General features: G+C 51.4%; 19 protein-coding genes. 10 read left to right on the forward strand and 9 right to left on the reverse strand.

What is annotated here, in order from left to right; all coding sequences use genetic code 11:
* Positions 1–92: 92 nt before the first annotated feature.
* Together PGW97_RS20980 and PGW97_RS20990 are read right to left on the reverse strand one after the other, a co-directional pair.
* Positions 93–2,351: a TonB-dependent siderophore receptor gene (locus PGW97_RS20980; protein WP_273859711.1), complete on the reverse strand. Its 2,259-nt coding sequence runs from the start codon at positions 2,349–2,351 to the stop codon at positions 93–95.
* 1,054 nt (positions 2,352–3,405) lie between these two features.
* Positions 3,406–4,962 (reverse strand): MFS transporter, encoded by a 1,557-nt coding sequence (locus PGW97_RS20990; RefSeq protein ID WP_273859712.1) that lies wholly within the window; start codon positions 4,960–4,962, stop codon positions 3,406–3,408.
* A 306-nt stretch (positions 4,963–5,268) separates the two neighbouring features.
* Between PGW97_RS20990 and PGW97_RS20995 the strand changes: the two genes are divergently transcribed.
* Positions 5,269–5,901 carry a TetR/AcrR family transcriptional regulator gene (locus PGW97_RS20995; RefSeq protein WP_273859713.1) on the forward strand — a complete coding sequence of 211 codons (633 nt, stop codon included), beginning with the start codon at positions 5,269–5,271 and terminating at the stop codon, positions 5,899–5,901.
* Between the two features lie 23 nt (positions 5,902–5,924).
* On the opposite strand, the gene PGW97_RS21000 is transcribed toward PGW97_RS20995, so the two are convergent.
* The 3 genes from PGW97_RS21000 to PGW97_RS21010 form a co-directional block, all read right to left on the reverse strand.
* Positions 5,925–6,716 carry an ABC transporter ATP-binding protein gene (locus PGW97_RS21000; protein ID WP_273859715.1) on the reverse strand — a complete coding sequence of 264 codons (792 nt, stop codon included), beginning with the start codon at positions 6,714–6,716 and terminating at the stop codon, positions 5,925–5,927.
* Positions 6,716–7,705, reverse strand: coding sequence for a FecCD family ABC transporter permease (locus PGW97_RS21005; protein ID WP_273859716.1), 990 nt, complete (start codon positions 7,703–7,705; stop codon positions 6,716–6,718). The genes PGW97_RS21000 and PGW97_RS21005 overlap by 1 nt, the downstream gene beginning before the upstream one ends.
* Before the next feature lie 181 nt (positions 7,706–7,886).
* Entirely contained in the window at positions 7,887–8,228 is a 342-nt protein-coding gene (locus PGW97_RS21010; RefSeq protein ID WP_273859717.1) for a hypothetical protein, read from the reverse strand.
* A gap of 694 nt (positions 8,229–8,922) precedes the next feature.
* Here PGW97_RS21010 and PGW97_RS21015 point away from each other — a divergent pair.
* The 8 genes from PGW97_RS21015 (at position 8,923) to PGW97_RS21050 (ending at position 19,426) form a co-directional block, all read left to right on the forward strand.
* On the forward strand, positions 8,923–10,533 hold the full coding sequence (locus PGW97_RS21015; protein ID WP_273859718.1) for an AMP-binding protein: 1,611 nt from the start codon (positions 8,923–8,925) through the stop codon (positions 10,531–10,533).
* Between the two features lie 2 nt (positions 10,534–10,535).
* A complete protein-coding gene (locus PGW97_RS21020) occupies positions 10,536–11,318 on the forward strand; it encodes a thioesterase II family protein (protein ID WP_273859719.1) in 783 nt (260 codons plus the stop codon).
* 26 nt (positions 11,319–11,344) lie between these two features.
* Positions 11,345–12,391, forward strand: a complete 1,047-nt coding sequence (locus PGW97_RS21025) for a pyridoxal-phosphate dependent enzyme (RefSeq protein WP_273859720.1) — start codon at positions 11,345–11,347, stop codon at positions 12,389–12,391.
* Complete coding sequence (locus PGW97_RS21030; protein ID WP_273859721.1) at positions 12,378–12,953, forward strand: allene oxide cyclase barrel-like domain-containing protein; 576 nt, start codon at positions 12,378–12,380, stop codon at positions 12,951–12,953. The genes PGW97_RS21025 and PGW97_RS21030 overlap by 14 nt, the downstream gene beginning before the upstream one ends.
* Positions 12,954–12,965: 12 nt before the next feature.
* Positions 12,966–15,863 (forward strand): type I polyketide synthase, encoded by a 2,898-nt coding sequence (locus PGW97_RS21035; RefSeq protein ID WP_273859722.1) that lies wholly within the window; start codon positions 12,966–12,968, stop codon positions 15,861–15,863.
* 2 nt (positions 15,864–15,865) lie between these two features.
* The gene (locus PGW97_RS21040) at positions 15,866–16,873 is read left to right on the forward strand and encodes a hypothetical protein (protein WP_273859723.1); all 1,008 of its coding nucleotides are present in this window, start codon (positions 15,866–15,868) and stop codon (positions 16,871–16,873) included.
* A 74-nt stretch (positions 16,874–16,947) separates the two neighbouring features.
* Positions 16,948–18,090: an ABC transporter substrate-binding protein gene (locus PGW97_RS21045; RefSeq protein ID WP_273859724.1), complete on the forward strand. Its 1,143-nt coding sequence runs from the start codon at positions 16,948–16,950 to the stop codon at positions 18,088–18,090.
* A gap of 61 nt (positions 18,091–18,151) precedes the next feature.
* The gene (locus PGW97_RS21050; RefSeq protein ID WP_084712604.1) at positions 18,152–19,426 is read left to right on the forward strand and encodes an FAD-dependent oxidoreductase; all 1,275 of its coding nucleotides are present in this window, start codon (positions 18,152–18,154) and stop codon (positions 19,424–19,426) included.
* Between the two features lie 318 nt (positions 19,427–19,744).
* Here PGW97_RS21050 and phnE read toward each other — a convergent pair whose 3' ends face one another.
* Genes phnE through PGW97_RS21070 form a run of 4 tightly spaced genes read right to left on the reverse strand, consistent with a single transcriptional unit; the run spans position 19,745 to position 23,365 of the window.
* On the reverse strand, positions 19,745–20,545 hold the full coding sequence (gene phnE / locus PGW97_RS21055) for a phosphonate ABC transporter, permease protein PhnE (protein ID WP_273859725.1): 801 nt from the start codon (positions 20,543–20,545) through the stop codon (positions 19,745–19,747).
* A gap of 1 nt (position 20,546) precedes the next feature.
* A complete protein-coding gene (gene phnC / locus PGW97_RS21060) occupies positions 20,547–21,362 on the reverse strand; it encodes a phosphonate ABC transporter ATP-binding protein (protein ID WP_047885920.1) in 816 nt (271 codons plus the stop codon).
* 40 nt (positions 21,363–21,402) lie between these two features.
* A complete protein-coding gene (gene phnD / locus PGW97_RS21065) occupies positions 21,403–22,254 on the reverse strand; it encodes a phosphonate ABC transporter substrate-binding protein (RefSeq protein WP_273859726.1) in 852 nt (283 codons plus the stop codon).
* Positions 22,255–22,273: 19 nt separating this feature from the next.
* The gene (locus PGW97_RS21070; protein WP_273859727.1) at positions 22,274–23,365 is read right to left on the reverse strand and encodes a phosphonoacetaldehyde reductase; all 1,092 of its coding nucleotides are present in this window, start codon (positions 23,363–23,365) and stop codon (positions 22,274–22,276) included.
* Positions 23,366–23,540: 175 nt separating this feature from the next.
* On the opposite strand from PGW97_RS21070, the gene PGW97_RS21075 reads away from it, so the two are divergent.
* Positions 23,541–24,401, forward strand: coding sequence for a LysR substrate-binding domain-containing protein (locus tag PGW97_RS21075; RefSeq protein ID WP_273859728.1), 861 nt, complete (start codon positions 23,541–23,543; stop codon positions 24,399–24,401).
* Positions 24,402–24,430: the final 29 nt, after the last annotated feature.

Genomic DNA, 24,430 nt, shown 5'->3' on the forward strand with positions numbered 1-24,430 from the left:
TGCGTACAAACGAGACATCGCGACAACCGTGCATCCCATCAGCAACTGGCCCAGTACATCGCGGCGAGAATATAGACAATTGGTCACAGAATTCACCAACGGTAGCTCAATGTTGCGATCATCGACCGTTCTTGCCCAACAAAGCAATAAAGTCGCGATGTACAGCTAGCGACATACTGTTTGTCCGTCAGGTTACTCACATTGAATGCGAGTGTCGCCCCACTCAGTTCCGAAGAAAGAGAATCAAGCTGGTACGTGGCAGCCAAATCGATCACAGTGGCGGAAGGCACTTCGAAATCATTGCTCGGGTCTCCAAACGACTTACCGAGGTAGCGCACGCCTCCACCAAGCTTCAAGCCGGAAAAGGCATCATAGTTAATCAAATAGTCCATCCAAATCGAAGCGCTGTGCTTTGGTGTTTGTGTCAGGCTTTTCCCTTGGTAGGAGGTATCTTTGACGAGCTCATTGTCTAAATATGTATAGTTTGCAATCAAGTTGAGATTACTTACTATTTCTGTTGTCGCCTGTAAATCAAGCCCTCGCGTTCGTACCTTCCCGGCCTGTGTATTAAATCCCAGGTGGTCCGCGTCACTTGTCTTCACGTTTGTCTGTTCAAGCTGAAATACTGCTGCTGTTAAAAGCGTACTAGAGTTCGCAGGGTGGAATTTGATGCCGACTTCAGTTTGCTCAGACTCAACCGGCACAAAGGGTTCTCCCTGATAGTCCGTTCCCAACAAAGGATCAAAGGACGTTGCATAGCTAATATATGGCGCTAAGCCTATATCGAATTGATAACTCAATCCCGCTCTGCCACTCCACTTTGTATCGTCCTGCTTGCTCACTCGGGACGTCGGTGAATAACTGTGAGTCTCATCATCTATTTGCGACCAGTCATGCCTTGCGCTGAGTACCAATCGCCAGCGATCGTAAGCCATTTGATCCTGAAGATACGCACCAACACGAGTGAATTCTTGCTTTACTTTCCAGGGAGCCAGACGACTTGCGGTGAAATCCGGAACAATGTTCGGGCGGTACTGAGAACCATAAGGATCCAACAAAATAGGGCCGACACTATACAGCTCATTTTTCAGGGTTCCTTTTGCGTAATCAACGCCCATCAGGATGGTATGGGTCATATCGCCCCATTCGACATTGCCGATCAAGTGGTTATCCATGGAGAATGTATTCACCTTGGCGGGTGTCAGTTCATAATAACCCTTTAATTGTGGGGAGCCGTTTACTTCCTGGTATCCATAAACAACACCACGCTGTATGTCGGATTTGACATACATATATCGTGCATTGCTAACCAACTGCCAACTGTTTTCAAAATCATACTCAAATAATGAACTCAGAAAACTCTGCTGGCGTGAAGAGTTTTCAAAATTCATATCCGTAAAGTTTCTTCGCCGGTTTATCTGCGGATACAGGCTGCCATCCAACCCCAATACCGCGGCCGGGAGACTGTTATAGTTAGGAAGCTCGGGCTCCTGAGAGTACATCGCGATAACCGTCCACGATGTTTGTAAATTTGGCTGCCAAGTGAGTGAAGGCACCACATAAAGCCGTTTATGACGGGTATTTTCAACTTGGCCTTCAGTATCTAAGCCACTTGCCGTAAAACGATAGAGAAAAGTACCATCATCATTAATCGGCCCTGTGCTATCAAAACCTATTTGCTTGCGATTGAAGCTGCCGTACTGAAAATTCAATTCGTGCAGGGCAACATCTTGCGGCTTGCGGCTGATCTGATTTACGATACCGCCCCCCGTCCCTTGGCCATAAATGGCTGAAGCAGGGCCGCGCAGTACTTCAATCCGCTCGAGCGAATAGGGATCAACTTGTGGCAGCCAACTCCCTGGGTTGCTGATAATTCTTAATCCATCCAGATAATAATCTGCGTCAACACCACGGATCCTAGTAATATCGAGGTAGCCACCATATCCTCCATATTTCTCACTTGTCGCACCCGCTGTATAACGCAGTGCAGAGCTACTGCTAACTGGCTGCTGAGTATCCATTTGCTCACGAGTAATTACAGAAACCGATTGCGGGGTTTCCAGAATTGAGGTGTTAGTTTTTGTCCCAACCCTTGATTGCTCAGCAACATAGCCTCGAACCGGGCCATTTCCCTCATCCGACATTTTGCCAGCAGTTACGGTCACAGTATAAGTGTCATTCAATCTGGCTTTTCCTGTCTCCTGAACTCCCCCTTTTGACGTCTCCTCAGCATAAACGGAAGCACAGCTAACAAGCAGCAGCGAAGCGGTAATTGAAGCTAACGGGTCAGAAAAGCGAGAAAATACTGAATTCGTAGATGTCTGGAAACGTAACGCATGAAAGTAAAACATCTTGGCCTCAAAGGTTGAAGATTGAACGAGTTGCAGAGATTTTAATTAAAGACTGACCGTCAGTCAATTTAAATGATAATTAATTGCATTTAACAATCTTGATGCAGAACAGTTAGTTAATTGGCCGGTTATTTACAACTTTTTGTTTCTTGTATAAATAACGTTCTGACAAACCCACACGGTCGATGATAAAGACTTTCTCTACCCCTTTACGGGCGAATTTCTCAGGCGAATTGTTCAATTGTTCATTAGTTATACCGACACACAAAATACGACTGACGTTAACTCCTCGCTTGATTCGCTCCTTTTAGTAAATAGGCGGCAAAAGTTTTTATCTCTAGAAAAATATGATGATAGGTAGCTACCAGGGAGGGTATTTCCATACTCCAGCTTCTGGTTAATACTCTTGAGCGATAGTACCAACCATCAAGCTTTCCAATCCGTTACTCCAACAATACGTAAGCAGTCTGCAATCATCACACGGATAATCCATCTCCGGAGAAACCATGTCATGAGGCGGTAAATCTCTGTATAGGCTTCAATATTTTCCTAAATCCAGGCACACAACTTGCCAAGCCAGTCATCCGGTTGGCAGCGGTCGATTTTATCCTCAAGCCGTTTTAGGAAATGCACGCAGCGCTTCGGCTTAACGTAAACAGTCTGTTCACCTCACTACGAAGATTCAAGCGTTTTGCATTTACCACATGGCGGCGCTGGCGATGATCATAATAAGTAGACATTGCAACACCGAACACACCGCAGCCCCCATTCGACAAGCCCTTGTTCAAGATGCGTAACCAACGCCTAATAACCCTTTATCCAACATTTAATGAACGGCTCTCTGCTGGCATTGAGTAACCTTTGTCAAAAACCAAACAAGCGGCTTCAAGATTGAATTCGGCGGAAAATGAATGACGTTGTCTTGTCATGGAGCACCTCTTTCTTTGGTAGCGACTTACCACCTAATATGGTGCCCGGATTCATTAAACCACTAAACCACAGGCCGCATAGAGGAAAGTACTTCTTGCCCTAGACACGATACAAACCAATGATTTCAGGCAGACTTGTTGTAGGTATGTTTATGTGCCTTCCTATGGTTGCTGGCTGTACTGCCAGCATGTAAATGAACATGCGAGGTATGGCTGTCATCCGTGAAAACGACCAGCAGCACCGCAGTCAGCACACTGAGCAAGCCCGCACAGAACATGACCATTCCAAACCCGGCCGCCATCGAGGCACGATAAGCCGAGAGCAACATTTCTTGACCAGAAGGAAGTTCATTGCTGACTATTGCGCGCTGGGCAATCTCCACAGCATTTTGCATATTGTTGGAACTGACTACCTCAGCCATCTGCTGGATCGCATAGATACTCATGATACTGCCCAGTACCGCAATACCCAGTGTCATGCCTATCTGCCGCAGCGCGTTCATGGTTGCCGATGCGATCCCAGCACGCTCAGCGGGCGCATAGCCCATGACCATCATCCCGGTCGCTGGAACGGAGAGCCCCATCCCAAGCCCAAGAATCGCCAGGATACTACCGACAATAAGGTAAGGCGTATTGGCGGTAAACAGTGACATTGAGCATAGGGATACCCCAATCAAGGCGTATCCACCAACCATTAGTTTTTTTAACGAAATATTTTGTGCCATACGGCCGAACAGCAACGATGCCCCCCCCATTACCATAAATTGAGGCATCAGGTGCCACCCAGCAGTAAGTGGTGTGTCGCCTTGCGCTTGTTGCAGATACAGTGACAGAAAGAAAAGGCTTGCATAGGCCGAAAATCCCAACGCAAAAGAAGCCAGATTTGCCACGGCCAGAGAAATATTGCGAAAAAGAAGAATAGGGAATAGTGGCCTCTTGACTGTCAATTCAATCCAGACAAAGGCCACAAAAGCCACTGCGGCACATGAAAGCGGAAGCAGGACTTTCTCCGTGGAAGCCCCATGCTCGCCAACTTCAATCAGCGCATAACTGAGCATTCCAAGCCAAATCATGCTCAATATCTGGCCAACCGGATCAAACGCTGCATGTTCAGGGTGTTTGCGCTCGACAATTCCCCAGGCCCCAAGCAAGGCAGCAATGATACCAATTGGGACATTGACCAGAAAGATACTTGACCAGCCAATATGCTCAATCAACAAGCCGCCGATCAAAGGGCCTGAAACCAATGACAAGGCACTACAAGCCGACCACCCACCGATTGCACGTGCACGCTGACGGGGATCGGGAAATGCGTGGGTCAGGATAGGCATGGCTCCGGGGATCAACAGCGCACCGGCAACCCCTTGAACCCCTCGCCCCCACAGCAGAGTGTTCAGATCGGAGGCGAAGGCACAAATCACGGAGCCAATTACAAACAGGGCAACGCTGCCCAGCCACACCCGCTTGTGACCATATTTATCGCCCAGTGGGCCTGCGGACAACATCACTGCAGAGAGCGCGATGGCGTAAATGTTAATAATCCACTGAAGCCCTGCCATATCTGCATGAAGGGCCTCCTGAAGCGTCGGCAACGCGACGTTGACAATACTGATGTCCAGTGTCGACAGAAAGGTCCCGAGATAGGCCGCGATGACAAGAGCATGAGTTCGGTATCGTTGCATGAATACCCACCAAATGAATAATAACCATTCTCAATAATATACAACGACCGACCGTCGGTCAATATGTGGTAAACTTCGTGACGTTGATGGAAGGAATTATAATTTCAGGATTTGGCTGGTAGTTTTTGATATGCTTACGAAAATTTTTCGATACGTGGATCTAAGGTGACTTGGTCGTATCACTTTGAATCCGTTGTTTGGTATTCGCGGTTACGTCTAAGTACACTCCACGAATGCACAAGCGATCTTGCTCCTGCTCATTGCGGGAACAAGCGACACAGATTGAAATGGAAAACACTGATTACGATGAGATATAAAAAGAACCGTCCGGAGTTTACTCCTCCGAAAGCCAGGTGTGTAAAACCCGCAGAAGTTCGCCTGAACGAGTTGATGTCAGCCGCCGAACAACTGTTCCTTGCCAAAGGGGTCGACTCGACGACCATCAACGAGATTGTCGAACTGGCACAGGTAGCCAAAGGTACTTTTTACCATTATTTCGCTTCTAAGAATGAGTTGCTTGCAGCCATGGGGGAGCGCTATACCGCCCAGTTTTTGAAGCGGCTTGAGGATAAAATCGACACCTGCAAAGCAGATGACTGGCAGGGCCGGCTTTGCGCTTGGATTCAAGAAAGCATTGAGGCTTACGCAGACACGTACCGCCTGCATGATATTGTTTATACCAATCATCACCACCATAACCGCACAAACCGGGAAAAGAATGCGATTCTCGAACAACTGCAGGTTATTCTCGAAAACGGTACCCGTGTAGGTGTGTGGCAGATTGCTGAGCCACGCATTACCTCGCTCCTGATTTATGCCGGTGTACACGGTGCGACCGACGATATCATTGCTTACCCAGAAACAGATCGTGAGCATTTTATCCGCGTGGTCCTTGCGGATTGCCTGCGGATGGTCGGGGTCTCGGAGCATCAAGCCTGACAAGCCGTCGGGAACCTTGTCTCTCATTCCGCGCTTGTTGCACAAACGCGGGTTCCGAGTACGACCACATAGGGGTATCCCTGCGCACTTTGTTCGATACTGGCCTCAATACCATAAATCTGACGAAGCAATGCTGGCGTAATCACAGTGCGTGGTTCGCCGGATGCCACTATCTGCCCGCAGTGCAACACATCCACATGATCCGCGAATCTAAGTACATGATTGATGTCATGACAAGTCATCAAAACACATAACCCATGCTGATGAGCCAGTTGGCGAAGCAGCGTCAGCAGTTCAAACTGACGCTGCAAATCAAGCGCACTGGTCGGTTCATCCAATAGCAACACTTTGGGGTTCCGGACCAGTGCCTGAGCAACTGAAACAAGCTGACGCTGCCCACCGCTGAGTGTGTGCAGCTCGCTGCCCGCGATGGCCGTCAGTTGTAATTGATCGACCAGACGAGTCACTGCGTTAAGCTCATGCTCCCGAACTCGCCAGCCACTGCCCTGCTTGGCCGACAACAAGATCGCCTCCATAACACTCAGGCCTGTGCCGGTAAAAATATCCTGCGGCACTAATGCTGGTCGGCTCGGATGCTGTTCAGGCCAATCACAAACTGGCTGGCCATCCACCCTTACCTGTCCCTGACCTTGAAGCTGACCGGCGATCCGCCGCAGCAGTGTAGACTTCCCTGCCGCATTGGCGCCCAAAAGCACACTCAGCTTTCCCGAATGCAGCGGACCCATAGTGACATCATGCAGCACAGTCTTACGGCCAAACCTGACACTGACCCCTTCAATGGTTAACGTTATCATCACACCCTCCTCCGGCGCAGAATCAGAACAAGAAACATCGGTACGCCGACCAGAGAAGTCACAATACCAATTGGCAGAACCTGACCAGGCACCGCGATTTTCCCGGCAATGGAAGCCGCAGATAACAGTGCAGCACCACATAACGCCGATGCCGGAATCAAAAATCGCTGATCCTCACCAACGATAATCCGGGCCATGTGCGGGGCGACCAGTCCCACAAACCCGATCGTCCCAACAAAAGAGACACAGAGCGATGCCAGCACGCTGCTCAACAGAATGGTCTGCAATCGTAAGCGTGCGACCGGAATCCCCATCGCACTGGCTCGCTCTTCCCCCAGACGCATAGCTGTCAGTTGCCAGGCGCTGCGCATGAAGCACACCATCACCAAGAATAAAATGGCCGCGATCAGAACAAGCTGAGTGCTGCTGACCCTTGACAGATTTCCCATAGTCCAGAAAACAACGGCTTCCAGCGCTCTATCTGGGACGGCATACTGAAGCCCCTGCAACAGCGCCGTGAAGGTGAAAACCAGAGTCGTACCCAGTAAGATGATCAGTTCATTATTCATACCCCGCCACCGGGTCAGTCGCTCAATCAGCAGAACAGCCATCGTCGACATGAAAAAAGCACTCGCAGGCACGACCCAATTGCCCAGAAATACGGGAAGCGTTGTTGCACCAAACACCAATCCTAATGCGGCCCCGAAACTGGCTGCGGCTGAAACCCCCAAAGTAAATGGGCTGGCCAAAGGGTTGTGAAGCACCGTTTGCATTTGAGTACCGGCAACGGACAACCCTGCACCAATGACAAGTGCAGCCAAAACTGCAGGCAGCCGGATGTCGTAGACAATCACCTCCAGAGCAATCGGTGACTCTGAATCCCAAAGCAGACGAGCAATATCCGTGAGGCTGTAGCTGGACGGTCCCGTGCTTAAATCAATCATTGCCAGAAGCAGAACCACAGTCGCCATGGCTGTAAGCAGCCACAAGCGACGCCTGACAAGCGACAAATAAGCAGGTTTAGCTCCAGCCGACACAGTGCTCCCCTCTGTCAACACTTCAAGCTGCGAGGGACTGACAGCGTGATTCCTGAATTCTGGAGATGGAATATCCGGCGAGATCTGTTTCATTTCAACACCTGTAAGTCTGGGCTACTGTCGCATAGCGCCCTCATCCAATAAAAAAGTACATATCTGACCTGCAGTTAGCTGTGTATTGCTTGCCGGCAAGGTTGCTCACATTCATCGGAACAGTTACTTCGGTACCTGTCAGGCCATATAGGTCATAGCTCACCGCCAGATCATCGAGAGCAACTGATGGCTCTTTAAATATGTTATGCGGGTTGCCCCCAGATGAGCCCGAATAACGCATACCGGCACCTCTGGAGCACGTCTCCCCGGTTTGTGTCCAGAAGCCCAGATGCTGGGTGTCGGCGGATTTCACGTATTCCTGATTGAGTTGAAAAACTGCGGCGGTCAGCATTGTTGCGCTGCCCTCAGGATGATATTTCATGCCCGCGTCTGTCTGGGCATGGACTCCAAAGCACGAAATGCCCGCCGACAAGACAACGAAACACGGTAGTCCTTTGCCTAACGAACGAGGAAATGGCTTAGGGGGATCTCCCGGTTTAACTGCCACTGGCAGTTCGCGATGACGTGGTTTCATATCTCTCCGATGTACTGTTCAAAATGGACTCGACCAAAAGCACTCAGCTAAGGGTGCGCACTCACCTGATCCGGAGCAATTCATCTCCGTTTTCTGATACCCAGTCATATGCACCCACATTGACCGACCGATGGTCGATATGCAATGATATTCAATATCATTTTCATTACAACTTATTTTTTATTTAAAACAAATAATTATAAATTGACTGACCGACGGTTCATTTGATAATAATAATCATTCCCATTAAACAAGACGCATAATGAGGTACAGATGACAGGAACACGAGTCATAAATTTGCTGGTCAAGATTGGGCTTCCGCCAGATCTATTGCATTCGGCTGAGAGTGATTGGCAACTTAGGACCGATTTGGGATTGAGTTCGGCAGAAACTCTGCATCTTCAGGTACAACTCGAACAGCTGGGATGCACAGGATTCAATTTGTGGGATACACACGACTATTCCCTTCGGGAACTGGAAACCATGATCACTGCCCCTGAAGAAAACGCCCATTCCGCCCTCGGCCGGTCAGAGGTGAATCATGGCTGACACTTCTTTTTGCCTGAACCGACAAATCGCAGCATCACTGCGTCATCACGCTGATACCCCTGCTTTGGTGTCTCAGGGTGAAGTCATCACCTATCGTCAGTTAAACAATCGCGTTTTCAGTACAGTCACCCGGCTTCAGGCCGCGCAGATTCAGAAAGGAGATCGGGTTGCGTATCAGTTGCCCAATGCTGCCGAAGCCATTGTGCTAATGCTTGCATCCACGATGCTCGGCGCCATCCCGGTGCCGGTGCTGCACGCCTACCGAGAGCGTGAGCTTGAGCATATTCTGAACAAAACACGTCCCGCCGTGGTCGCTGTAACGCGGGGAAACCGTCGTTTCAGTTCTGCTCAGTTCATTGAGCGCTATCTCAATGAGAACCACACCGGGATCAAGTTAAAGCTAATTGACGGGATCCCTGCACCAACCTGGCAGGAATGGCAGCAACTCTCAGATTTCTGTGCACCATCCGCAGACGCCCCTGCTGCGCCGTATCTGGCTGAGATGGGCAATGACGATACCGCGATGATGCTGCTGTCGAGCGGAACCACTGGCTTACCCAAGCCCATTGCCCGGCTGAACGGTGGCTACAGCAATATGATCGCAGCCGCCAGTGAAGTCTTTGGATTGAGCGCGGAATCAGTATATCTCGCGGTTCTACCAGTCTCTCATGGCTTTGTGATCAACTGTCCGGGCATACTCGGAACACTTTCCTGTGGGGGTGCCGTTGTCCTTGCACCGGACACCTCTGCACGAACAGCGCTGGCACTGATTTCAGCGCATCAGGTCACCCATACCACGCTGGTTCCGGCGCTGTTGGATCAGTGGATGGATAAAATCGGTGATCACTATGCCTCTTTGGACTCGCTGCGATACATCCAGGTTGGCGGATCACGGATTTCTCCTGAACTTGCCGCGCAGGCTGAATCGAGGCTCAATATCCTAATCCAGCAGTGCTATGGCATGAGTGAGGGACTGCTGTGCTTTACGCATTACACGGACGATGCGGAGATACGGCACCATTCCCAGGGAAGGCCATTATTGCCAGACGACGAGATACGGATTGTCGACCTGGAAGGAGAACCGGTTCCCGTTGGGGAGTCTGGGGAGATCATTACCCGTGGCCCCTACACCATCACAACCTATTTCAATGATCCCGTGGCGACCTCCCGGTCATTCACACCCGAAGGGTTCTACCGAACCGGGGATCTTGCGCATCTGGACGCGGCTGGCAACGTCTACATCGACGGTCGGGTGAGAGACGCTATCAACCGCGGGGGCGAAAAATTCAGTCCGGAAGAAATTGAGGAGCTGATTAAATCCCATCCCAGTGTGCATGATGCCGCCTGTGTCGGAATGCCGGATCGCCAGTTTGGCGAGGTCTCGTGCTTATTTGTCGTTCTCAACGACCACCAGCAACTGCAATTGCCGGAATGCCGCCAGTATCTTGAAAAGAAAGGTGCCGCACAGTTCAAACTCCCAGAAAAGCTCGTCATTACTCATGCGATTCCCCGCAAAGGGATCGGAAAAGTGGATCGGGTGTCGCTGAGTGCCAGCGTACGTCAGCTCTCCGGCGCCCCCGTCACTGAAATGATTACGGGGTAACCATGAAGCTCATTGAAACCTATACCCCGGCCGCTGTCCGGCTCAGCCTGGCTTCGTCCGCCCCCGTCAGCCACCAGCTGGTGATCTTTCCCCATGCCGGCGGCGATCTCAGATTTTACCGGGCATGGCGCAGTGCGCTGCCACCCGAGGTGGATTTGATCATCATGCAGTATCCGCACTCGCTGCAGGACGCAGACCAAGAGAAATGGCGCGATCCGGAAACAGCAATCCGACATTGTGAGCGAAGCCTGAACCGCCTGCTGGGTATCTCGCCTGTTACCCTGTTTGGCCACAGCATGGGGGCGATCCTTGCTCTGCATCTTGCCAAAGCACTGGCCGGATCCAGATTTCAAATCGGGCAGCTCATTGTCTCCTCGCAATGTCCCCCGCCAACACTGTCTCAGATGCTGAAATCGGAGCAAGAGATCGAATCTCTCAAGGAGCAAGCCTTGTCTCTAGGTGAGGTTGATGGGATCAGCACGCTGGATGAGACCGCTCACCAGTATCTGGGCGAGCAGATCCTCAGCGATCTCAGACTGCTGCAGCAACTGTCTGCCCTGCCAGTCGGCAATCTGCCCCCGACAAGGGTCTTTGGCGGCCAAAATGATCCCCTCGTGGACAGACAGAAACTCAACTCGTGGTCCGGTTTCCTGCCGCAAAGCGCTGAACCAATGCTTTTCCCGGGCGGGCATTTTTACCTGTCCGATGGATTGGATTCGGTGATCGACGCCATATTGCAGCCGTATCCAGCCTTATCGCTCAAACCACATTCCTGCAACTTTTGACATTCATTCGCCATAGGAGTTTTTACATGGACTTTTCACTGTTTAACTCGCAAACACATGCGCCATCTCCAGACAAAGCGATTCAGATGTTTCCCCAATTGATCAGCTACAGCGAAGCCTTGGGCAACACCCCACTGATTGAAGTCCCTAGTCCGAAACATGGAGCCCGTATATTTGCCAAGCTGGAGTCAGGCAACCCGTCCGGCTCAATCAAAGATCGGGTGGCCTTCGGCCTGTTTTGTGACGCAGTAAACCGTCACGACTTCGAAAAAGGCCCCCTGAAATTAATCGATTCGTCAGGGGGCAACATGGCCAGAGCACTTGCCCATCTGGGACATCTTTGTGATGTGCCGGTTCATGTCGTCATTCCGGATACTGCCCCCGAAGCCCTGCTTCGATCTTTGGCCGAGAGCCATGCCACGGTTACCAAAGTTGACCGGAGATACTTTCTGCTAGGGATCATTGCGAAAAGCCAGCAGATTGCCCGGGAGAACCCAGACTGGATGCTGTTGTCCCAGCACCTGAACTTAGTCAATACCGCCGTTCACCAGCATCATACCGGTGCCGAGATCTGCCGGCAGCTGAAAGGCAAGACGGCGGATGTCTGGGTTGCAGCCGTAGGAACGGGAGGCACAATCGCAGGCGTCTACAAAGCGCTTTCCGAGCAGAATCCCAATCTCAAGGTCATAGGCTGTACGCCGAGCGAGATGCCTTTCGGCACGATGGATCCCCCCAATGGCGACCCACGATTCGCCGGTGCTGGCGGCCTGGGTTACGGCTTCGAGCAACCGTTCGTGTCTTTGATTCCTGCACCAGTCACTTTCCAGCACGTCTCCCATGAAACGTCGCTGAAAGCCGTGTACCAGTTTTTCGAAAAAACAGGCATTGAGATTGGCGGTTCTGCTGCAGCCAACTGGGTCGCAGCACAACGGGCTGCCGAGCACCTTGATCAAAATGCCAATGTCGTCACTGTATTCGCCGATGCAGGGAGCGATGCGGACCGGGAGCGCGGCAAAAACATTCTGGAAAAAGAACAACACACGCACGGAGATGCTTCATATGAAAATTGCTAACAATGAAATGATGTCCTCGCTGGTCAAGCTGGCTAACCTCGCCAGAGAAGAGCTGTCTGCCACCGGAAGTGAGCAGCAGGCTCGCGATGTCGTAACAAAGATTATTGGTCATGACCACTTCGTGATGCTGAATCTGCTTGAGCTGAGCGAAATCAAATACCAGGCAGAGAAAGACGACCAGCCGAGTGTCGGTGATGTCAATTCGCACACAGATCGTTGGCTCGACGATTCGGGACAGGAAATCGGCACAATCAGCGGTGAAGGTTGGAAAATCGCCCAGTTTGGAGAAGACATCATCTCGTACTACAGAGAGACCGCCGAAACCGCTCTGGGACGGATCGAAGTCGCAGGACTGTGGAACTCCAGCGCAATTTGGCAAAAACAGTGGCAGTCGCTCCCGGCGACCGGTGTCTCTGGTGATGTGACCGGCATGTTTGGGGTCAGGCAACTTTTTCAGGAAACGCCACGCAAACGTTACCGCGCTTTTATCCTGCTGCTCCCACTCGAGCGTACTGACGAATCACTGCAGGCTGCAATCCGCAATGGCTACATAACCGATTAAGGCAAAGGTCATATGAACCATCCGTTCACTCATCATGATATTGCGATCATCGGAATGTCCTGCCGTTTTCCGGGCGCTGATGATCCAGATGAATACTGGCATAATCTGCTAAATGGGGTTGAGTCGATTGTCGAGTTCGATCCGGGATCGGACGATCAGCAATCCGTCTCCTTCGCGGCTCCCCTGAGCGACAATGTTCTCGCCTTCGACGCGGCTTTCTTTGGCATCTCCCCGCGAGATGCCGCTCTGATGGATCCGCAACATCGCATCTTTCTGGAATGTGCCTGGCACGCGCTGGAATCAGCAGGTATTCAGCCCGGCCAGCTTGCAGATACCGGACTGTTCGGCGGCTGCAGCAGCTCTGCATACCTGCCGTACCTGATGACATCCGAGCTGATAGACAAGTATCGTCCTTCAGCGTTCGATTTACAGATAGCCAACGACAAGGATTATCTGGTTTCCCGCACAGCCTGGCATCTCGGCCTTGAAGGACCGGTTATGGGAATCCAGGCCGCGTGCGCCACCTCTCTGGTTGCCGTTGCGGAGGCTGTCGAAGCGCTCCGCGCCGGTCGCTGCCGGCAGGCACTGGCTGGCGGCTGCACCATTCGCTATCCCCAATATGCGCCCTACCAAGCGCAAGAAGGTATGATTTACTCGCACAACGGTCATTGTATGCCGTTTACCGCAGGGGCCAGCGGGACAATTTTTGGCAGCGGCGCAGCCCTGGTCGTTCTCAAGCCTGCAATAGATGCGGCCAGAGATGGCGATCATATCCTTGCCATCATTAAAGGATGCGCGGTGAACAACGATGGTGCCCGCAAAGTCGGATTCACCACAACCAGCGCTGATGGTCAGCGTCGGCTGGTGAACCGGGCGCTGGCGGATGCCGCACTTACCGCAGCAGACCTTCGGGCATTCGAAGCCCATGGCACGGGTACGGCCGCCGGGGATCCAATTGAATTCGGGGTGCTGGACGCAATAACGTCCAGCGCGGGCCTTTCCCCAGACTGCTGCGCGCTTGGTGCGGTGAAGGCCAATCTCGGACATCTGGAAACCTCGGCGGGTATGGCTGGACTCATCAAAGCCGTGCTGCAGATTCAGCATGGGTGGATTGCGCCGCAGCTTCATATGACAGCGGTGAATCCCTCCATTGATACAGAGTCCAGTCCGCTCTACTTCCCGCTGACTGCCGAAGTCTGGCCGGCAACGGATCCCCGATCCGCCATCGGTGTGAGCGCTTTTGGGATCGGTGGTACCAATGCCCATATTATTTTGGCTCGCCCTGATATGATTGAGGCTCGTGAACTGGCACCGTCCGGAACTTATCCTGCTGCTATTCCGATTTCGGCACAGAGCATGAGCGCCTGTCATCGGCTGATTCGATTTTACCAGCAAAACCTAACTAAAATATCACCGCGAGCGCTGGCATGGAGCGCCCAGTCCACGCGAAAACCCTTGCGCTACCGAGCCATAATGGCACTGGACGACAGCAGGCGCCCGCAGATTACGGGGCAGATCACAGACGCTGGAAAACGCCGCCCCCAGGTCGTCTTCCTGTTTCCCGGTCAAGGCAGTCAGTTCGTTGGAATGGGCGCAGCGCTGGCTCGCTCTACCCCTGCTTTCGCAACGATTCTTCAGGTCTTGATTCACGAGCTCAAAGATGCGACTGAGATTGACCTGAGTTTCCTGCTGGATGGCAAAGGGACTGCTGCAGGGATCACAGACACCTCAATGGCCCAGCCAGCCCTGACTGCCGTTGAGATTGCGATGGCACGCTTCCTGATGCAACACGGGATCATGCCGGATGCAGTCATCGGCCACAGTCTCGGAGAAATCGCCGCAGCCTGTATTTCGGGTTCTCTCACCAGCAAACAGGCACTGGTATTCGCTGCACAGCGAGGCGACCTGATGTCAGCTCTGGATAGCGGCGCGATGCTGGCGGTGAATATGAGTGAGGACAACTGCGCACCCTGGCTGTCCGACGAGATTTCGCTGGCAGCCGTCAACGGGCCAGACGCTTGCGTGCTTTCTGGTACTTCAGTGGCGATTCAGCGAGTTCAGACAGAAATGTCCGGACAGCAAACACGCTGCCGCGAGTTATCCGTTTCTCATGCATTCCACTCAGCCATGATGACGCCGATCCTTGCCCCTCTCACAGCAGTGGCTCCGGCGGCCAAGGCACATAGTTCTGGCATCCGTTTCCACTCAACGCTCTACGGCACAAAACTGGATGCCCTGACCGAGCTGACACCCCGTTACTGGTCCAGACACGCGAGGGAACCGGTCCGCTTCCTAGAAGCAGTCAACTCCCTGCCAGCCAGACACAACACCCTCTTTATCGAGGTGGGGCCAGGGACAACGCTCTCGGCTCTGGTCAAAGCAATCCGGCCAGAAGGCACCACCATCCGGACTCTGGGCGGTATCAAAGACCGCTCAAGTGACACTGAAATCTGGCACAGCGCGCTGCAGTCATTATGGCTGGCAGGGATAAACCTGAACTGGCATCCCTCATGGGCTCAAGCTGGCGTTCGGGTGCAGTTACCGCACTACCCCTTTGAACGGCAGCACCACGGCCCCGGCACGCCGGCGTTTGGCGGACACAGTGAACAGGCAGATGACCGTGAACCACCTGTATTCACAAGCCATTACGCAACGCTTGACGAGGCTGTAACCGGGATCTGGGAACGGACAACCGGAATGACGCCGTCCGGCATCCACAATTCGCTTCTGGATGAAGGCTGCGACTCACTCGCCGTCATTCAGCTCGCCGTTCTGGCAGAGCAGGCACTTGGCGTGAAAATCAGCGTAGCCGACTTGATGAATGACCCCACCCCCTTTGGCCTGAGCACCTGCCTGACCGCGGCCGGTGCAGACAAAGCTATCCAACAACAAACAGCGAAGGAAATTTGATCATGGCAATAATCGATCACCCGGCATATGGCACCTACGAAGTAGAAACCATTGTCGTGGATGACACCACATCCTTTACCCTTGCCTGCTCCCCAAGAAGAAATACCTTACCGGGCAACGGCGGTATTCGATGGCTCTCGTACGACTCCCGTGCAGCACAGGAGGAAGAAGCCATCATGCTGGCACACGCAATGGATCGAAAACACGGCCTGTACCAGACGGGGTTCAGCGGCGGAAAAATTGTGGTGAACAGCAAAGCGAAGCCTGAAAATGCAATGCATGTTTTTGATGCTATCGCTCAACTGCTGAATCGTTACAACGGCTCGATGTACACCGGCTGCGATATTAATACCAGCAGCACACATATGCAGTACCTGCGGCTGTCCTCTCCCTGGATTCTGGATGCGCTGGAAAGCCCGCAAATTAACACATCGATCGCCACAGGGTATGGCGTATGGAGTGCTCTGCAAACCGTCATTGAACATACGCCCGGTACAGGTGCCCGCCCCCAGATTGCCATTCACGGCATGGGCAAAGTTGGCTGTGAAATCGCCCGCCAGTGCCTGAAACACGGATACGATGTTGTCGGCTTTGATGTCCGTCCCACACCGGCAATTCCTGCCGAAGTGCGTATGCTGGACAAAGAGGCGTTCTGGGCCTTCCCGTCAGATATTCTCTGTATCGCTTCTCTGTCCGGCATTCTCGACGCTCCCACCGTGGAGAAAGTGGCTGCCCGCTGGGTCATCAGCAGTTCCAACTCGCCCTTCTCCAGCCCAGAAACACAGAACCGCCTGCTTGAAAGAGGCATCAATTATCTCCCTGATTACGTGAGTAATGCGGGCGCCGTACTGTGTGACAGCATTGAAAAAATGTACCCGGATCGTTACCGGAACATGTCTCAGGATCAGGCCAACGAGTATGTCGCCGCCCTGATCAGCAACCGAACCAGAGAGCTGATCGGGCGCTCACAGGTATTGGGATTCGATGTCCATATGCTGCTGACCGCGTAATGCTTCACCGTCATCCGTGTCCGGTAATGCCTGAAATAACAGGCATTACCGGCGCATGCAACATGAGAAAAGCCATGAACAGAATTTCTTCCCGCCAGTTCCGCCTGCTGCGGTGCCTGATTATTTTCGTTTGGTGCATACCGCTGTATTTAGGAAAGGCAATTGCCAGCGAACCCGTGACAATCACCGATCTGGCAGGGCGGCAAGTCACGGTGACCCGCCCGGTTTCACGATTGATTCTGGCCGACGGGACATTAGCATACACGCTGCCTTTGCTGCTGCCCGAGGATCCCTTTGGCAAAGTCGTCGGCTGGGGAGAAAACTTCCAAGCGGCGGATCTCGACGGATATCAAAGCTATCTTGCACGCTTTCCCGAACTGGCGGCGATTCCGACCTTTCCGGCCAACACGACAGACTCGCTCAATGCAGAAAAAGTGATCGGACTGGAACCGGATCTGGTCTTAATGAACTTGAGCTCACTTGCGGCAGTACAGTCTTCAGGATTACTGGCGCATCTGAACAAAATCGGTATCGCGGTGGTTTTTGTCGACTTCCGCACGCACATTTTCAGCAGTGTGGAAAAGAGCATACAGACGATAGGCACCCTGCTGGACGCTAATGAAAGGGCTAGCCAATTCCTGCAATTTCGTGAAGAACAGATTAGCCGGGTGCTTACCCGTCTTTCCGACGTGCACTATTCCCCGAGCGTCATGATTGAACGTTCGGCTGGCCTTTATCAGGACTGCTGCATGAGTTATGGGCCGGGAAATTTTGGCGCGTTAATCCAGGCTGCTGGTGGCCGGAACCTTGGTTCAGATTTCATTGGGGGTAACTTCGGAACACTGCACCCGGAGCAAGTGATTCACTCACAACCCGACGTCGTGCTGGTCACCGGGGCAAACTGGTCACTTTATTCGCCTTCAGGCGATTGGATCCGGCTGGGACCGGGGGCCGACCTGAACGTTGCCCACCAGCATCTCACCCGTTTGATGGAACGGCCTGCGTACCAGACACTGCCAGCTTTACGCAAGAAGCAAGTATATGCCATCTGGCACGCATTCTATGACAACCCTTACAACTTTATCGCGTTGCAGCAAATAGCCAAATGGCTGCACCCGGAAAAGTTTGAAGATTTAGATCCGGAAGCAACCTTTAGGGAACTTCACCAGCGGTTTCTGCCAACTCCCTACCGGTCTGGCTATTGGCTGAGCCTGTAGGCATTGGCAGTCCAAAGTCCTTGTTCTGCCCATCAAACTCAATTTCATCAAAGGAAAACACATGCAATCAATCAAACCAGGAAGCGAATACGATGTCGTGATCATCGGCGGCGGGATTGTCGGGCTTGCTAGTGCCTATTATGCAACGGCAAGAGGCCTTCGCACTCTAGTCGTCGATCAGTATGGCATCCGAAACAACGTCAACAGCTCCAAAGGAAACGAAAGAATGTTCAGGCTGATGCAGGACAACACATCCGAAGCCCGCCTTGCTGAAACATCTCTGGCACTCTGGATGGAACTTCAGATGGCCACTGGTACACCACTGCTGGCCATGGATGATTTGATTTTCTTCGGACACAAAGACGCACCGTTGACCACAGAAGGCAACGTCAGTCAGGTGAAGAAAACCATGGATCGCATGGCCATGCCTTATGAGTATCTGGACTCACCAGACGCGATCCACAAACGGTTTCCGGTGTTCAATCGCGAAGCCCTGCCGAGCGATTACGTTGGTCTGGTTCAGGCTTCAAGCGCCTCAATCAATGTCCAGGCAGCTGCAAGCGCTTTTTTCAGTGCCGCAATGAAAACAGGCCGACTATCTGTGCTGGAGAAATATGCAGTGTCCGGCCTTGAACCCAGCGGCGTCCCCCATCAGAACCAGACCTATGCCATCTATGCACAATCCGAGCAGGATGCACTTTGCATAAGGGGACGTCACCTGATCCTGTCTCCTGGTGTATGGGCGGATAGTGTCTTGAACCCGCTGGGACTTCATCAAACACGGGACTGGAAAATCTGGCAGATGAACTATGCCTACTGGCCAGTAAAAAGTCATGACGTCAAAATCCCGATCTGGTTTGAGTTCGGCAATCTGGACGCAAACGACCATGGTACATTCTATGGTTTTCCGCCGCTCAATTTTGACCCTTCAATGGCAAACCGCGTCAAGATGAGTGCGGACTACACCTATGATGTTTTCGATCATCCCGCACAGATTCATCATAAGGTGAGTCAGAGACTGATGAAGGAACTCTCCGGACATTTATCATCGCTGCTAAACCCGCAAGCCATTCATCTAGAGCAAATGGAAGATGCGGGCACCTGCCTTTATTCGATGAGCCCGGACGGCAAGCTGGTGATTGGCCGTATTCCCACGCAACCATGCTCAGAGACGTTTTATCATGGCGCTTCCATGTGCATCATGGAGTCTGGGCGCGCTTTCAAATACGCCCCGCTCTTTGGCCGAGTGTTGGTGGAACTGGCTATTGATGGGAAATCCCCCTATCAGTCCGATCTGGATATTTTCTCACCTTTGCGGGAGGGGCTCTTTAACTGATCGTCGATTTGATAGTTCAAAGCAAGCACTCTTGCAATGGTGAAATGCTTTGCATCTTTGATGAAAATTCTTCAATTCATAACACGCTGCAGACCTTTTCCATCATTCAATTGAATAGCCACTACTGTGCTTTCGCACTACAGTGATTAATCATATTTGGACAAACCTATCTGTATCTGATGCAAAAGAGCCTTTGCTGCTTTTCGTGTTCACATAATTTAAGGCCACTCTTACAGTGGCCTTTTAACGATTCAAACATTCCAAGTTTGTCGGTATTTATTGGGGCTGCCTAAACGACAGAAAGTGATTTCAGCTTTCCTACCGAATCAACTGCCTCAATTTAGCCGAAAAAATATCTGTCAGAAAAACCAGCGATAGAATCACTATCACGCAAGATGCGGTATCGCCGTATTCGAACATTTTCATTGAGGTAATGAGCTCAAAACCGATTCCACCAGCACCAATCATGCCCAATACTGCAGAAATACGGATATTGGCTTCCAGACGGTACAGTATAATGCTGATCCAATTAGGGAAAACCTGTGGAAGCACAGCAAATATTATCGTCTGCAACGTTGTACAGCCGGACGCTTTCATGGCTTCCATTGGCCCTTGATCCATTTCTTCGATTGCTTCAGAAAAGAACTTTCCAACCATACCCGCGCCGTGTAAAGCGAGAGCCAATACACCAGCGAAAGGCCCCAGTCCGACCGCAGCCACAAAGATCAACGCCAATATCAGTTCATTAATTCCCCTGAGTACATTCAATATCTGCCGGCAGATATGGTAAATACCCGTATGAGGGGTGATATTTTTCGCAGCCAGAAAGCTGATAGGAATAGCAATAACAACAGACAAAACGGTGCCCCACAAGGCTATTTGCAATGTCTGGATAGCAGGTTCAATTAAACTTTCACCGATATAAGGCAAATTGGGTGGCATCATCCGTGAGACGAAATCTGCGATCCACGGCAAACCAGCGACTAAATCAGACACGCTCATGCGTGCTCCCTCTGCAGACCAATGTAATAGTCCGTAACTCGCCAGAATGATCGGAAACACAATCCACCAGCCCTGTTTTGGCGGATTCATCACAAGCTTTAACGGGTATAACGTCATCTCAGGCCACCCTCATTTCACTTAAACGGGTTGCCCGTCGTTCACTTGCCATACGCGTTACTAATTGGCTGATGCTGTCATCTTCCAGGCCCGAGTATATTTGGCTGACAACCTCAGGGGTCAGAGACTCAGGCAGCCCATCGAAAATGACCTTGCCATTAGAAAGACCAACAATACGTTCAGCGAACTCCATGGCGTAATCAATTTGGTGGAGGTTGCACAGCACGGCAATTTTGCGTTGTTTACAGCTGTTACGGATGTAGCTGAGAACTTTACGGGATGATTTAGGGTCCAGACTGGCTACCGGTTCATCAGCCAGCATCAGTTGTGGCTGCTGGGCCAGTGCCCGGGCGATGCCCACACGTTGCTGCTGACCTCCACTCAAGCTGTCTGCACGTTGATTCACTTTATCTGCCAACCCAACCTGCTCCAGACATTCATGGGCAATGGTGATATCAGACTGAGGAAACAGCTGCAGCGCACAACTCCAGAAAGGTAGCTCTGACATTCTGCCAACCAGCACATTCTTCAGTACAGAAAGTCGTTTGGTCAAATTGTGATGCTGGAAAATCATACCCACATTACGTCGTAGGTAAATCAGCTCCTTCCCCTGCACATGGGCAATGTTTTTACCGTTCAGAAAAATGTCCCCGTTGGTCGCTTCTGTCAGGCGGTTAATACAGCGTAGTAATGTCGATTTACCCGCACCGGAAGGACCGAGAATCACAACAAATTCACCTTCGTTAATGGTTAAGTCAACCCCTTTCAGGACTTGATTATCGCCATAAGACTTTTGTAGATCTTTAATAACTAACATAATGATTTCCACAGATGCCCTGTATTATCTGTTCATTGGATTACTTATATTTCGCCGCTTCGCGTACCGGGTTATAGGCTGCATCGTTGGTTTCCACATAGCGATTCACAATACCCTGGTCACCAAACTGTACGGACTCAATAGAAAGAAATGCCTGCTTAATCTTCTGTTTGTCTTGCTCTGGCAGCGCTTTACGCCAAACCATCGGCGATTCAGGAATCGCTTCAGAACGCCAGATCACCTTATAGTCGTTTTTGCCGATTATTCCTTTTTCCACCGCGGCATTCAGAATTCGGTCAGCAACCGTCGCAGCATCAACCCGACCATTTTTGACAGCCAGGATATTGGCATCATGCGCACCGGTATAAACAACATTGGCGAAATACTCACGAGGCTCAATGTTGGCTTTTTTGAGCGCAACACTGGGGAACAGGTAACCAGACGTTGAGGTCGGCGAAACAAAAGCAAAATTTTTGCCTTTCAGATCAGCTAACGTCTGAATCTCCGTCGCAGATGCCGGCGCAATAATCTGGCTGTGATAGGCAACATCGCCCGCTTTTGCGGTTTCGGCAACCACAAAGGCTTCAACATCAGCTACTTCACTGGCTTTCACATACGAAAACGGCCCCAGATAAGCAATGTCTACATGCCCGGCACGCAGTGCCTCAATCACGCCGTTATAATCTGTCGCCACGTAACCTTCGACGTTCACTCCCAACTTTTTGCTCAGTGTCTCGATCAACACTTTGCTCTGTTTGAGCATGGCTCGTGAATCTTCAGAAGGAATCAGCGCCATTTTCAGATCATCCATTGACTGGGCTGGTAAAGCCCCTGCCAGTAAAACGGCCAGTAAACCAGATACCGCTGCATGTTTCTTCCATGTATTGTTCATTAGGATTTCCTCATCTGTTTCAAAATGATTGAAGTAAAGTGGTTGAATTGCCCGCGAAATTTTTTCCCCGTTCGCCGCTTAGCGCATCATTGACGAGTATTTGCCAGCGCTCTTTGCTATAGCCGTAGCATTGTGGTTCTGTTGCTACCCCCAACGCTGCCAACCAGCCTTCCAGCTCACAGGCTGCATCAGTCAGATCAGTTCCAAACAATGAGCGCAGCGAATCAGCAATATCACTGTCATCGTTCGCAAAGCTCCGTACAATCGCCGGCAAAGTGAATGAGCAGGCAATGCCATGAGCCAGTCCGGTCTCTATCGTGATGGCATAGGAAATATTGTGGGCAATGGAGGTTTTGGTGTTAGAGAACGCCAACCCGGCCAGTAGTGACGCCGTCATCATCTGCTCTCGTAACAACGAGTCTGTTGGTTCACACTTAAGCTTCGGCAGCACCTTCAGAATGAGACGGATAGCCCGCTTGGCATACTGAGTCGACAGAGGGTTTCGGTGTTTATTCCAAAGACTTTCCAGCGCATGAGACAACGCGTCCAACCCGGTCTGGATAGTCAGCGAAACCGGAAGCTGGTACGTCAGTTGCGGGTCGCAAATTGCGGCTTCCGGGTATAAATGGGGGTGAACAAGTGAATACTTGCGACCTGCGGAGGTATCCCAGATTGTGGCCCAAGATGTCACTTCACTGCCTGTGCCAGTAGTGGTTGGCACCGCGATGACAGGCAGGGGCATGCCGATGATCTTTTCGCCCTGAGTCAACACAGCCCTAATGTGATTGGGTTCAGTTTTCGCCACCGCCAGTGCTTTAGTTGCATCAATCACCGACCCGCCCCCCAATGCCACCAGCACCTCGACTTCCGCCGCATAAGGGGAAAACGCCGCACAAATCGTCGCCATATCTGAGATATCCGGATTTTCGCTCACCTGATTGAGTACAACTCGACAACCTGAATGCGACTCCCTGATATCATCCGCCAGTGATGCAAAATAAGGATGGTTGTAGGTCACCAACGCAAACGAACGTCCGTTTATCTGCTCAGTCAGAGCAGTAATCGCCCCCTGGCCGAAGATGACGTTGACCGGATTATGAAACTGCCACATATCGCATTACCTTTCTGATTCTGTTCTGAATGAACACAAGGTAAGCGTGCGAAATGACAGTAATATGGAGTGAAAATACTAATTAAATAGGATTGTCATAGAAAAAATCTATGCTGCCAGGATTCTATTTGGTTGGATGATGCCAGTGCGACATACTCAGTTACGTTCTTTTCATATGGTTGCTAAATTTGGCAGCTTTTCAAAAGCCGCAGATGAACTCAACATTACGCAACCGACAATTACGGCTCAAATTCGGGAGCTGGAATCACAGTACAACGTAAGATTGTTTTACCGACAAAGAAACAATAATCGACTGACGGAAACCGGTCAGCAGCTGTACCAGCAAACACTGATCATGTTTTCACTCGAGCAACGTGCCAAACAGCTACTCCAGTCAAACGGCGCACTACGTTCAGGCAAGCTCCATCTGGGCGCGGTCAGTCCCGGCGCAGTGATGCCTTTGGTTGATGCGTTTAACACCCACTACCCCGGCATCGATATCACGATACATACCGGGGGCTCAGAACATATCAAAAACGGTGTGCTCAACGGCGAACTGGATATGGGCATGCTCGCCTACCGCGAACCGAATCCGGACCTGGTGTCCCTTGAGATAACCCAGCAACCGGTTGTGTTAGCGGTTCCCAATTCCCACCCACTGTCACGCCGTCGTGCGATTCCCATAGCGGCACTGGAAGATGTGCCTCTGGTACACCGTGAAGTTGGCTCGACCACCCGAAAAATCATTGAAGATGCGCTGCAGGCAGAACGTATCAGTCCGAAATGCATTTTGGAGATCAATAGCCGGGAAGGCGTTCGAGAAGCCAGTATTTATGGCATCGGCATCAGCTATGTGGGACAACATGAGTTTCAGCCACATCCCAATATTTCACTGGTTCATCTGAATGACTTGGATACCTTGTCAAAGTCCTATTTGATTTACTCTAAAGAGCTGGAAAACCTGCCCATGATACAGGCCATCATCGCGATACTGGCTTCCATTAAAACCAGCCATACCGCAGCTATTACCGTGTAATCACGATGGAAAGGATTAGATATTAAAAA

The organism is Photobacterium sp. GSS17, from assembly GCF_028621875.1.
Lineage (GTDB): Bacteria > Pseudomonadota > Gammaproteobacteria > Enterobacterales > Vibrionaceae > Photobacterium > Photobacterium ganghwense.